11 protein-coding genes are annotated in these 12,856 nt (G+C 44.7%); 8 read left to right on the top strand and 3 right to left on the bottom strand.

The features are described from left to right. The first annotated feature begins 152 nt into the window (after nucleotides 1-152). From MTF70_RS17770 to MTF70_RS17740, 7 genes are all read left to right on the top strand, one after another. Nucleotides 153-1,460 (top strand): isochorismate synthase, encoded by a 1,308-nt coding sequence (locus MTF70_RS17770; RefSeq protein WP_053303262.1) that lies wholly within the window; start codon nucleotides 153-155, stop codon nucleotides 1,458-1,460. Next, nucleotides 1,457-3,175 (top strand): 2-succinyl-5-enolpyruvyl-6-hydroxy-3-cyclohexene-1-carboxylic-acid synthase, encoded by a 1,719-nt coding sequence (gene menD, locus MTF70_RS17765; RefSeq protein ID WP_053303261.1) that lies wholly within the window; start codon nucleotides 1,457-1,459, stop codon nucleotides 3,173-3,175. The genes MTF70_RS17770 and menD overlap by 4 nt, the downstream gene beginning before the upstream one ends. Continuing rightward, entirely contained in the window at nucleotides 3,162-3,989 is an 828-nt protein-coding gene (menH, locus tag MTF70_RS17760; RefSeq protein ID WP_042524030.1) for a 2-succinyl-6-hydroxy-2,4-cyclohexadiene-1-carboxylate synthase, read from the top strand. The genes menD and menH overlap by 14 nt, the downstream gene beginning before the upstream one ends. Further along, nucleotides 3,982-4,848: a 1,4-dihydroxy-2-naphthoyl-CoA synthase gene (gene menB / locus MTF70_RS17755; RefSeq protein ID WP_104975975.1), complete on the top strand. Its 867-nt coding sequence runs from the start codon at nucleotides 3,982-3,984 to the stop codon at nucleotides 4,846-4,848. Before menH ends, menB begins: the two co-directional genes overlap by 8 nt. Before the next feature lie 125 nt (nucleotides 4,849-4,973). Then, nucleotides 4,974-5,963: an o-succinylbenzoate synthase gene (gene menC / locus MTF70_RS17750; RefSeq protein ID WP_064367948.1), complete on the top strand. Its 990-nt coding sequence runs from the start codon at nucleotides 4,974-4,976 to the stop codon at nucleotides 5,961-5,963. Then, nucleotides 5,948-7,375: an o-succinylbenzoate--CoA ligase gene (menE, locus tag MTF70_RS17745; RefSeq protein ID WP_205460874.1), complete on the top strand. Its 1,428-nt coding sequence runs from the start codon at nucleotides 5,948-5,950 to the stop codon at nucleotides 7,373-7,375. The genes menC and menE overlap by 16 nt, the downstream gene beginning before the upstream one ends. A 100-nt stretch (nucleotides 7,376-7,475) precedes the next feature. Next, the gene (locus tag MTF70_RS17740) at nucleotides 7,476-7,664 is read left to right on the top strand and encodes a hypothetical protein (protein WP_005382314.1); all 189 of its coding nucleotides are present in this window, start codon (nucleotides 7,476-7,478) and stop codon (nucleotides 7,662-7,664) included. On the opposite strand, the gene MTF70_RS17735 is transcribed toward MTF70_RS17740, so the two are convergent. The 3 genes from MTF70_RS17735 to MTF70_RS17725 form a co-directional block, all read right to left on the bottom strand. Then, the gene (locus MTF70_RS17735) at nucleotides 7,661-8,590 is read right to left on the bottom strand and encodes a putative sulfate exporter family transporter (protein ID WP_104975977.1); all 930 of its coding nucleotides are present in this window, start codon (nucleotides 8,588-8,590) and stop codon (nucleotides 7,661-7,663) included. The genes MTF70_RS17740 and MTF70_RS17735 overlap by 4 nt on opposite strands. Nucleotides 8,591-8,704: 114 nt before the next feature. Continuing rightward, nucleotides 8,705-10,579: an MFS transporter gene (locus tag MTF70_RS17730; protein ID WP_025766947.1), complete on the bottom strand. Its 1,875-nt coding sequence runs from the start codon at nucleotides 10,577-10,579 to the stop codon at nucleotides 8,705-8,707. Nucleotides 10,580-10,592: 13 nt separating this feature from the next. Next, complete coding sequence (locus MTF70_RS17725; protein WP_005382308.1) at nucleotides 10,593-11,183, bottom strand: TetR-like C-terminal domain-containing protein; 591 nt, start codon at nucleotides 11,181-11,183, stop codon at nucleotides 10,593-10,595. 392 nt (nucleotides 11,184-11,575) lie between these two features. Here MTF70_RS17725 and MTF70_RS17720 point away from each other — a divergent pair, with 392 nt between their 5' ends. Next, nucleotides 11,576-12,448: a Tim44 domain-containing protein gene (locus tag MTF70_RS17720; RefSeq protein ID WP_005384268.1), complete on the top strand. Its 873-nt coding sequence runs from the start codon at nucleotides 11,576-11,578 to the stop codon at nucleotides 12,446-12,448. The last annotated feature ends 408 nt before the right edge of the window (nucleotides 12,449-12,856 follow it).

Raw genomic sequence — 12,856 nt, 5'->3', positions numbered from 1 at the left:
ATATATCTGTAAATAATCTGTCTGCTGGTTAAGTTTTGCTCGCTTGCTATCACAGGATTTCGCAAAAGATCGCATACGACCTTGATTTGCTTTGGGTCTAAACTTAGAGTAGCCGTCAGTTACCATTTATCCTCACATACAACGAGGTTGATTTGTCACAGTTCCATCAAGCCGTAAAGAGAATTATCGAGCGAGTTCAGCAATCGGAAGGCAATCAAACACGTCTGGTCGAGCCCCTTAGCGAGAAACCTAATTTCTCATTTATTGATTGGCTTGATGCACAACCACTTTTCCCTAAGTTTTATTGGCAGTCCCGCGATACACGTGAAGAGGTCGTTGCACTAGGGCAATTGCACGCTTTTGTTGAGCCAGGTCCTGCTTATACCATTCTAGGTGAAGGGCAAAGAGTCTGGGGCGGGCGCTCTTTTGATGGACAGCATGAGAAGAATCGTCGCTGTATGCCTTCTTTTTTCTTTTTGCCTCAAATTGAGTTAATTCGTTTTGACCAACAGTGGTCTCTCGCAGTTAATATTTCAGAAGACAAAGCGCGAACTCTAGCTGGGTTGAATAAACTGGTTTGTGAGGTCGCGGCCTTAGCTCCAATTTCGTCTCACATCCGCTCTATTGTTCACACGCCAAGTCAGCCTCAATGGAATGAGTTAGTTCATAAGGTTCTGACTGGTATAGAGAATGATGATTTTAAGAAAGTGGTTTTAGCGCGTCGCTCTACCGTGCAGCTTGATAACACATTAAGTGCTGCACAGCTACTTAAAGCAAGTTACTTAAATAACCATCATAGCTTCCATTTCATGCTGAGCTTAGACAGTAAGCACAGTTTTATGGGGTCTACGCCAGAACGTTTGTATTCTCGCGTAGGGCATGAGCTACATACCGAAGCGTTAGCAGGTACGATTGGTCGGGGAGACAATGCCACTCAAGATATGGAGTTGGCGAATTGGTTATCCCAAGACCAAAAGAACCTCAACGAAAACCAGTATGTGGTGGACGACATCATTGATCGTCTATTACCGCATTCTGAAATGGTTGAAGTGGAAGCTGAACCGAGTTTGGTCAGACTACGAAAAGTGCAGCACCTTAAGCGAAATATTCACGCTAGTCTAAGAGCGGGGATAAATGGTGTTCAGTTGTTATCGGCGCTTCAGCCAACAGCGGCGGTTGCTGGCTTACCCCGACAAGAGTCCATGCAGTTTATTCTTGATAATGAGCCCTTTGCACGCGGCTGGTACGCGGGGTCAATGGGTTATATAAGCCATGAACGAGCAGAGTTTTGTGTCGCAATCAGAAGCGCGCTTGTGCTCGGTGATCAAGTACAACTGTTTGCGGGCGCAGGGATTGTGCCTGGTTCTGTGGCAGAACATGAGTGGGCAGAACTTGATAAGAAAATGTCGACGTTACTTACGCTGATTTCTGATCATCCGCCATTGGGAGTCGCATCATGAGTCATGACCAAGCGGTGCTCAATCGAGTTTGGTCAGAAACCATATTGATTGAGCTTCAGCGATTTGGCGTTAAGCATGTTTGTATCGCTCCCGGATCTCGTTCTACTCCTTTAACTTTAGAAGCGGCAGAACAGTCCGACTTTTCCATTCATACTCATTTTGATGAGCGTGGACTGGGCTTTATGGCTCTTGGTTTAGCGAAAGCTACTCAGGAGCCAGTGGCAATTATCGTTACCTCTGGTACGGCAGTGGCGAACCTATTACCGTCGGTTGCCGAAGCCAAACTTACTGGTGAAAAACTGGTGCTGCTGACAGCAGATCGTCCAGTAGAACTTGTCGGCTGTGGTGCAAACCAAGCGATAAATCAATTGGGTATTTTTTCACATCATGTTTCGGCCAGTTTGAATTTACCAAGCCCAAATTTAGCAACGTCGCTTAACTGGTTGCTGACCTCTGTTGACGAAGTGATGTTTACTCAGCAATTGCAGGGTAGTGCTGTTCATATTAATTGTGCATTTCCAGAGCCTTTGTATTCCAACGGCGCAAAAGCGGATTATCAAACCTACTTAGATTCGGTCGCCGGATGGCGAAAAGGAAGCGGCACTTATACTCAGCGTTTTAGCCATTTGTCACAGGCGAACATCCCGCCTTTTTCGGACAAAAAAGGCTTGGTTGTGATTGGCAGCTTACCGCTTGAACAAGCGCGTTCGGCGCAGGCATTTGCACAAAAGATGGGATGGCCAGTACTTGCAGACCCGCAAAGTGGCCTCAGTTCGGATTGGGCGTATTACGATGTATGGCTTCAACTTCCCGAGTTTGCAAACGAGCTTGAATCTTGTGAACTTATTATCCAATTTGGTAGCCGAATCATCTCCAAACGTTTGAACCAATGGATTGATAAACAAGTATCGAAAAATCAACAAAGTAAAGACGTTCAGTATTGGTATGTCTCACCTTGTATGGACCGGAATAACCAAAATCATCTGGCGCAAATGCACTGGGTTGAGCCTCCTAAAACGTGGGTTTCTCGCATTAGTTTTGAGAAGTCAATATTTGCTGGGTGGGCTGATAGGTTAGCGAATGACGTTAAGCGAGTTCATCAACGTATCGAAGAAGCCTTCCTATCTGATTCAGCGTCTGCCATTGACGAAATTGCGTTGGCAGCAGACATCAACGAGCGCACAAAGAACGTAGATGTTTTCTTGGGTAATAGCTTGTTTGTTCGGCTTGTCGATATGTACGGAAAATTGGATGGTGTAGAGGTTTTCACTAATCGAGGCGCGTCAGGGATTGACGGTTTGTTTGCTGCAGCATCAGGCGTGCAACGGGCAAGAGGTAATCCGTTACTGATGTATATCGGTGACACAGCAGCACTTTATGATCTCAATTCTCTGGCGCTATTTTCTCACAATAAACTGCCGGCGGTACTTGTTGTTACCAATAATGACGGCGGTGCGATTTTTGATATGTTGCCAGTACCACCAGAGCGCAGGACGACATATTATCAAATGCCTCATGGTTATCAGTTTGAACACGCGGCAAAGCAGTTTGGTTTGGCGTATTTGCATGTTTCTACACTGGAGCAATTCCAATCATCTGTAAAAGAGCATTTATGTCACGGCCAAGGAACGTTGCTGGTCGAGGTTCAAACCCCATCTAACCAAGCAGCTGAGACACTCAAGGCATTTAATAAGAGTCTGAATGCTTTACTTTGAACGTTTCCCTGTATTAGAAAAACACCAAAGTAGAACGTTGCCCACTTTGGTGTTTTTGCATGGCTTACTCGGTAGCGGTGCCGATTGGCTCGCGTGTTTAAATGCATTACCCGAATATGAGCGTGTTACGGTTGACCTTCCTGGTCACGGACGCAGCCAATCTATTTTTTGCTGCGATTTAAATGATTGCTGCAAACTTCTTGGTTCCACACTATCTTTATTATTTCCCTCACAACAACCACTTATTTTGATTGGATACTCTATGGGCGGCCGCATTGCGATGCATGGTATTGCCCATCAATGCTTTCCAGAGCTCAATATTGCAGGCGCGATTATTGAAGGGGGAAACTTCGGGCTTCAAACTGAGTCAGAGAAACAGGTGAGATTAGAGAATGATGCTCGCTGGGCAATGCGTTTCAAAACTGAACCACTTGAACGTGTTTTGAACGATTGGTACCAACAAGCGGTGTTTTCTTCACTAAACCATGAGCAAAGACAAACATTCATTGCGAAGCGAAGTGATAATCTTGGCTCAGCGGTGGCGAATATGTTGATGGCGACATCGTTAGCCAAACAGGCATATTTGTTGCCCTCACTGCAAAAGCAGAACATACCAGTGTATTACTTGTGTGGTGAGAAAGACCAAAAATTTAGCCAACTGGCACAACGTAGCGGGTTGGCGTATCGACAAGTTGAAGGCGCTGGTCATAACGTCCATCAAGAGCAGCCCAAACAGTTTGCGATACATACCAAGCAAATAATTCAGTCTCACTTTGGTGAGAGTAACGAGAACAATGGGAATCACCATGGCTAAAACAGTAGGCATTTCTGAAGAAGAACTTTACGCTCCGGTTCAATGGAAAGATTGCGGCGAGAAATACGAGGACATTCATTACCATAAGTCTGAAGATGGTATCGCGAAAATCACCATTGCGCGTCCTCAAGTGCGTAACGCGTTTCGTCCTCAAACGGTAAAAGAGATGATTGATGCGTTGGCAGATGCGCGTTACGACTCTGGTGTTGGCGTGATCATTCTGACAGGTCTAGGTGAAGACGCATTCTGTTCTGGCGGCGACCAGAAGATCCGTGGCGACTACGGCGGCTATAAAGACGACCAAGGCACACATCACCTCAACGTATTGGACTTCCAACGCGATATTCGTACTTGTCCAAAACCAGTGATCGCATCGGTATCTGGTTGGGCTGTTGGCGGTGGTCATGTACTGCATATGATGTGTGATCTAACAATTGCAGCTGACAACGCTCAATTTGGTCAAACAGGCCCTAAAGTGGGTTCATTTGACGGCGGTTGGGGCGCATCTTATATGGCTCGTATCGTAGGCCAAAAGAAAGCTCGCGAAATTTGGTTCCTATGTCGTTTCTACAATGCTCAAGAAGCGGTAGACATGGGCCTAGTAAACACAGTTGTACCACTAGCGGATCTAGAGAAAGAAACCGTTCGTTGGTGTCGTGAAGTACTACAGCACAGCCCAATGGCATTGCGCTGCCTGAAAGCTGCATTAAACGCAGATTGTGATGGTCAAGCGGGTCTGCAAGAGCTAGCGGGTAACGCAACGATGATGTTCTACATGACTGATGAAGGCCAAGAAGGTCGTAATGCCTTTAACGAGAAGCGTCGCCCAGACTTCGATAAATTCCCTCGCAACCCATAATCCGTCTAAATGAGGAGCGTGTTAGCTCCTCTGTTCCTTTTTTCCTGAGCGCCTCGCCCTCTGGGAGGCTGGTGGGATTGCTCGTCAGAACGCTCAAATATACGGCATTACATAGGACTTGAATTATGCGTGAAGCGAAAATTTATCGTTATAGCTTGCCCATGGATAGTGGTGTCATCCTACGTGACAACAAGCTAACCGAACGTGTTGGTTATGTTGTTGCGCTTTCCGAAGATGGTAAAACAGGGCTTGGAGAAGTCGCTCCTCTTCCTGGTTTTAGCTTAGAGAGCACCGAAGATGCGGGTGTTCAGCTACAAGAACAGGCGGAGCGTTGGGTAGCAGAGTTGGATGTGGATTATGCCAAGATGTACCCGTCGGTTGCGTTTGGTTTATCGATGGCACAGCTTGAATTAGCTGGTGGCTTACCACAACAAGGTAAATACCAAACAGCGCCACTATGCACTGGCGACCCAGATGAGCTCATTCCAAAGCTGAACGAAATGGAAGGTGAGAAAGTCGCTAAGGTGAAAGTTGGACTTTATGAGCCAATTCGCGATGGCATGCTTGTGAACCTTTTTCTTGAATCAATCCCTCAATTAACGCTTCGACTCGATGCCAATCGCGCTTGGACACCAGAAAAAGCGCAGCAGTTCGCTAAGTACATTGCTCCGTCTCTGCGTCAACGAATCACGTTTCTAGAAGAGCCGTGCCGCTCTCCTGGCGATAGTCTCTCTTTTGCGATTAATACTGGTATTGCTATCGCTTGGGATGAAACATTGCAAGATGCGGTTCGTCGTGAAGATTTCCGTCTTGAAGATCTAACTGGTGTGAAAACGATCATCATCAAACCCACACTCATTGGTTCAGTGGATTTTTGTATTACACTGATAGAGAAAGCGAAGTCACTGGGGATGAAAGCAGTGATTAGCTCGAGCATTGAATCCAGTCTCGGTTTAACTCAATTAGCGCGCTTTGCCCAATGGCAGCTGCCTGATGAAGTTCCAGGTTTGGATACGATTGGCTTACTCAAAGCTCAGCTAGAGCAGGGCTGGCCTAAGTGTGAACTTCCCGTTCTTCCTCTAAAAGACCAGGAGATTGTGTGGCATTCTGCGTAGACAATATTGCGAAGGCACCATGGAAATATTGGGCTCAAACGAGCCCTTTTTCTATTGCACTCAAGACATCAACAGAAGTATTAAACTGGCAACAACTCTCGAAGCGTATTGACCAATACACTCACTATTTGAATGACTTGGGTGTAACTCGGGGGGATGTGCTGACTTTGGTTGGCAAGAACCAAGTAGAAACACTGTTGTTTTATCTTGCCTCCAAACAGTTAGGTGCGCTCGCTGCGCTGACCATGGAACAACCACTAGATAAGTTGCAGGGTAAGCTTGCTACACTTTACAGGCCTGATCAAACTCGGTTTATCTGGTTTTCTCAGGAGTGCGCTTCGACCTTTTCTGAACATGATATACAAAAACTCAAGGCAACATTGCTTTCATCGCCTGTAGTATCACAGCAAGAGAGTGATTCGTTGACTGAAGATAGCTATCATCATGACCGGCTCGCTTCAGTAGTATTTACTTCTGGCTCTACAGGGGAGCCTAAAGCTGTGGTTCATACACATCGACAGCATCTTGCGTCTGCAGAGGGCTTGTTGCAGGAGTTCATTTTCACTCAGCAAGATGCTTGGCTGTTATCGCTTCCGCTGTATCACGTCTCTGGATTAGCGATTGTCTATCGTTGGCTATATGTCGGAGCAACACTAAAAGTCGGTTCAGGGAAACTTGTTGATGATGTTCAGGGCGTATCACACGCTTCTTTGGTTGCGACTCAGCTCAAACGGTTATTGGATGATGATGCACATTTGTCATTGACATATGTGCTACTGGGCGGCAGTCACGTTGATCATGAGTTGGCACTACGAGCATCAGGGCAAGGCATTGAGACGTGGTTAGGTTATGGGATGACGGAGGCGGCCTCTACCGTTACCGCAAAGAGAATTGACAGCACCAGTAATGCTGGACATGTATTGAAGCACCGTAAGATAAAATTAGTTGACCAACGCATTTTTGTTGGCGGTAAGACATTAGCGGCAGGGTATTTCCATCAAGGACATGTTACCCCATTTCTGGATGAGAAAGGCTGGTTTGACAGCAAAGATCTTGGCGAGTGGCAAGGTGATGAATTAAAGATAATCGGCCGTGCCGACAATCAGTTTATCTCTGGTGGTGAGAATATCCATTGTGAAGAGATTGAAGCCGCTTTGAACCAAATTGATGGTGTAGTGCAGAGTATAGTGGTTCCAGTCGAAGACGCGGAGTTTGGTCATAGACCAGTAGCTGTGATTCAGACCAATGGATTGCGCAGCAAGTCGGAGTATGACCAGCACTTGCAATCAAAGTTAGAGAAGTTTAAATGGCCAGTGGAATACCATGTAATGCCACTAACTCTACTAGAAGGTGGGATCAAAATTTCACGTAAGGCCGTGAAAGAGTGGCTGCTGTCATCACTTCAGCATTAGTCAATTTTGCTATGTATTAGTCATAAAGAGAATTTCGTATCCTTATAACTCTGAATCATAATTATGCTTCTTCGTGGAGATAAAATGCATAAGGTTCAGGATGGCAAAGCTAGTTTTAATTGCGGCAGTAGCACTACAAATTGGTATCGCGATAAGTAGTGAAGGGCTAGCCCGCTCTCTTGCAGAGCTAACGGCATTTTTGATCGCTATTGCGTTGGTCGTTATATACAAAAATAGTAAACGGGAAATGCCGTCCCCTCAACGCGATAAGCAGACCACCAATATCTAAAACAGTAACCAACTTAGAGAAGTGGTCGAAATTAGCACCCACAGAGTCACACCAAACAACAGTGGCTTAGCTCCAGCAGACTTTAGTTTTGAAATTGAAATGCTGCAACCTATCAAGAACAGACATACAACCAATGCTTGCTTTGCTCCAATGAAAATGCCGTGATAGACCATTTCAAATTGAGGAAAGAAGTCGCTAAACGCGATAGCTGCACAGTACCAAAAAATGAAATAAGGGATAGCTAGTTTTTTCTTTCCATTCTCTTTTTGGCCTCTTGAAAAGATGACGGCACTGATCAAAGCAACAGGAATGATCCATAAAGCGCGCGCGAGTTTCAATGTTGTTGCCGTAGTTAGCGCTTCTTCCCCATAGGCCGAGGCAGCCCCGACAACAGAAGATGTGTCATGAATGGCAATCGCAGCCCATGTGCCAAACGTGTGTTGATCTAGCCCTAAAGCATGTCCAATCACAGGAAACACAAAGAGTGCAATGGAGTTCAGGACAAATACCGTTGCCAGTGCTAATCCAATCTGCTCGTCTTTCGCTTTAATCGCCGGTGCCACAGCAGCAATTGCGCTACCACCACAAATTGCAGTACCTGATGAGATTAAGTAAGCGGTTACTCGCTCCAATTTAATTACCCTGGCAATGAGAGTGCCCATGAGCAGTGTGCCTGTAATAGTGGCGATGATCAGGCCGATACCATCCGATGTGACTGCAAGCGCTTGCTCGAAGTTGATGCCAAAGCCTAAGCCAATAATCGAATAAGACAGCAGCTTTTTAGTAAAAGAAGCGATGGGCAGCTCGGAAGGCACAAAACCAAAACTTGCGAGTAGAACACCGATAACTAGAGCAATGGGAGAGGAGGCAAGGGGGGTTAAACAAAAAAGTAACGCCAATCCAAACAGGAGGTAGTTTCTATTCAAGGTTTTTATTCGCTGTTGTGAATGAAAGGGAGAGTATATCGCACTGGGTGTGGTCAGTTTGTCTTAATGATTTGAACACATGTTCAGTTATCCTAAACATGTGTTCAAGTGTATTTATCGCCAGTCGCCTCTGAGTTGATGCACTTTATCGAACATTGTTTTTGCCGTTGCTTCATTTGGTGGCACCGGTTGTCCTGCCTCTATTTCTAGCTTTGACCAAAATCGAGTCGGTAAGCCACAGCATGCGCGACCTTTTGCGCGGCTGAAATAGCTTCCCCATAAGCCTTTAAGTGCAACAGGTATGACGGGTACTGGGCTACGACGTAGAATGATATCAATACCGCGCATGAATTCATTCATTTCACCATCTGAAGTTAATCTTCCTTCAGGGAAAATACAGACGATATGACCTTCGCTTAGCGCGGCTTCCACATCGTTAAATGCACGTCTGATAGAGCTTCTGTTACTCGCTGAAATTGGAATTACCCCAGTTCGACGTAAAAAGCGCCTTAATGGAGGTAGGTTGGCGTAATCTTCCTCCATCACAAAACGAATCAACCTTGGGCATACTGCACTAAGTAGCAATGCATCCATGTAGCTTACATGATTACATACAATTAATGCCCCACCATGCTCGGGTAGGTTGTGTAGATTCTTATGCTTAACTCGATAGATGGTGTGCGTAAGCATCCACATGACAAAGCGAACTACAAAAATAGGAATTTGCAAAAAGATGTAAGCTGCGACTAAGAAATTTAAAATGGCTAACAATGCAAACAGCTGAGGAATTGTCATCTTGATTACACTTAAGCACACAATACCTAAGACAGCGCTGCCGACCATAAACAGAGAGTTAAAGATATTGAGCCCTGCGATGACTTGAGCACGTTCGGTTTCCTTTGCTCGATGCTGCATTAATGCGTAAAGAGGCACGATAAACAAACCGCCCGAAGCGCCAATCATCAATAGGTAGAAAAATAATGGCCAAAAAGGCTCATATCTAAAGAAGTCTACAAAGTTATGGAAAACAGGTAGATCATTGGGAATGGAAGTGGCCATTAGGTACCCAAATACCGTAATGCCAAAGGCACCAATTGGCACAATACCGACTTCGATACGATGGTTTGAGATCCAATTGCAAAGTAGCGACCCTAGCGCGATACCAATGGAAAATAGAGCGAGCAAGAAAGACACCGCACTCTCGGTGCCATTTAGGTAAATCTTAGTGAAATTCGGGAATTGTGTTAGATATGCGGCGCCTAAAAACCAAAACCAGCTTATTGCCATTATGCATTGAAAAACAACTCGATCGGATTTGGCGATAGAGAGCGTGTGTTTGGTTTGCTTGTATGGTTGCCAACGAAAAGAGAGATTGGGCGCGCTGGCTGCAGCAAAGGGGATTGAGCGGCTCGACAAGTAGCCTAACAATGCGAAGATCACGACACAAAATGCGGCAAGGTATTTTGCGTTGTCTGCAGAGGCTATAATCCCAGCGCCTAAGGTGCCAATAAGGATGGCGATAAAGGTACCAGCTTCAACAAGAGCGTTGCCGGGCACTAACTCTTTAGCATTTAACTTTTGAGGCAAAAGGGCATATTTAACTGGGCCAAAAAATGCTGACTGTGTGCCCATTAAAAACAGTAGCAATAAAAGCACACCATAACTTTCGGTTATGAATCCGATGGCACCCAAGAGCATGATGGCTATTTCAAATAGTTTAACCTTACGAATAAACCATGACTTTTCATATTTGTCGGCTAATACGCCAGCGGAAGCAGAGAACAGAAAGAACGGTAGAATGAACAAGCCTGCCGCAAGGTTGATGAACAAATTGCTCGAAATAGGTAGTGCACTGGAGCCAGCGAATGCGACAAACAACAGCAAAACGTTTTTAAAAATATTGTCGTTGAAAGCGCCAAAAAACTGAGTAATGAAATAGGGCAGGAACTTTCTCTGCGTAAGTAAGGACGGCTGTCTGTCGGATGACATGGATAATCCTTTGTTACCAGTTCGTGAGGTAGTTAGAAAGAAGATTACTGATCAATTCTTTGCCATCAATCGGCTCACTAGAGAAAAACTTATCATCAACACTGAGTAAAGTAATGCCATGTACGCCAGACCAAAGGACTCGACTCGCTTGAATCACTTCGGATTCAGTACGATGTGGTGCGATTTGAGCCAATAGTGACTCTAGCATTCCCGTCATACCATCGATACGTTTGGCATGCCATTCCGGAAGTTCTGCTCCATTCATGTTGTGTTCGAACACTAACTGCCAACGGTATGGGTGTTTTTGAGCAAAATCGTGGTAGCAATAAGCGAGTTCAAAAAGCGCTTGATGGGAGTCTTTGCTGTCATTAGTCGCTTTGCGTGCTTCTTGAGATAACTCATCTAAAGTTTGAGCGACAACATGAAGCAACAACAAATTATAATTACCAAAAACATTTACCAATGTGCTTGGCACGTAACCAATCATGTTAGCGATTTTACGAAGACTGAGTTCGTGGTAAGAATTCTCATCTAAAAAGTTTTTGACCGTTGTTAACGTCAAATTCACTAACTCTTCTCGGGTGTGATCGTTTCTGCGCGCCATACTCTCAAACTACTTTATTGAACATCGTTCAATATGATAGTCAGCTACCTATTAACCGTCAACAAGGCAATGTGTCCAAGTGCCCTCAAGGTGTAGGATTCTGAGCTGTGTCACTGATTCTAATTCAAGTAAAACAATCTGGAGTATTAGTGAACTTATTCCATACTTTTTTTACATTGATCAAGCGCCTTCAGCTGAATTGTAAGCAGTGTGAGCAGTCTGCATTTTTGGCAATATTCTGATACATGTCAGCTTCTATAAGCTATTTTCATCAATCGGTATACAGAGTATGATGACTTAAAAATCATCTTTGGCGTGCTACTGTTTGAAACAACGATTGTTTCGTCTTGAAAATGGGGCACTATCTTAGATAGCTAACTTTAAGGATAACGATGAAACGTTTATTTTCTATTGTTGCTTTATTGATGTTTACTGTTGCTGTAACGCCTATCGCGGAAGCGAAGAAGTTTGGTGGCAGTAAGTCTTTCGGTAAGAGCTACAAAACTGCACCAGCACCGAAACAACAGCAACAAAACACCAATACGGTCGGCAAAGATCAGACGACAAAGTCTTCAAGTAAGAAAGGCCTTATGGGTGGTCTGCTAGGCGGACTTCTTGCTGGTGGTCTACTTGCTGCATTCTTTGGCGGTGCTTTTGAAGGTATCCAGTTTATGGATATCCTAATTATTGGTTTGATTGCCTTTGTCATCTTTAAACTAATGCGTGGTATGCTAGGTGCGAAGCAGGGCAGTATGAACCAGCATCGTCAACAGCCTGCATTTGGTGGCAACGCATCTAAGTTTGAGCAACCAAACATGCAAAACTTTGAGCAACAACCAAACACAAATAATGGTGGCTTTGGTGGTTTTGGCGCTCAAACAGACGTACCACATAACTACCCACCGGGTTTTGACCAAGCAGCGTTCATTAATGGTTCTCGTGAACACTATCGAATCCTGCAAGGTGCGTGGAATCACAACCAGTTAGAAACTATTGAAGAATATGTTTCTCCAAGCTTGTTTGAAGACCTAAAAGCAGAGCGCGCGAAGCTCGACGGTGAGCAGCATACTGACGTAATGTACGTTGATGCGGAGATCGTCCGTGCTGATTACGATGCAAATAAAGCACAGCTTAGTCTGCAGTTTAGCGGTCGTTACCGTGACACAGTAGAAGGTGTTGAAGAAGAAATCGAAGATATCTGGCACCTAGAGCGTGACTTGACTGCGCCTAATGCGCCATGGTTAATCGTTGGCATTCAAGGCTAGTCACCTTTAAACCAATTTAGTCACTAGTAAAAATCCCGCATCCCCTGCGGGATTTTTTGTATCTATCATTTATATTTCTTGTACGTGTTTTTATACAAACATCACTAATTGAGTCCGCTTGATAACTTTTGCTCTAATTTTGCGAGCCCACTTTTTCTAGTAAGTCCTAAAGTGTTTTCCTATTTATATTGAACATTCATATTAAGGCCATACGAACTAACAAAATCAAAATAGCTAGTACATTGTTTGTAGGGTAAAGATCTGCTCCTCAGCCTTTTGTTTGTGGAGTTTCACATGGGGTTGGTTGCTTTAGTGAGATTGAGTATAGGTTATACCAATCGTAGTAAATAACTGGTCATTCTAGCTTGTTAAAATACTCGATAACTGCGTTGCAATTTTTGATTGTAG

The organism is Vibrio sp. 2CM40D (genome assembly GCF_023161825.1).
GTDB lineage: Bacteria > Pseudomonadota > Gammaproteobacteria > Enterobacterales > Vibrionaceae > Vibrio > Vibrio alginolyticus.
Note: the sequence above shows the minus strand (reverse complement) of the source record. Positions and strands in the feature narration are given on the sequence as shown.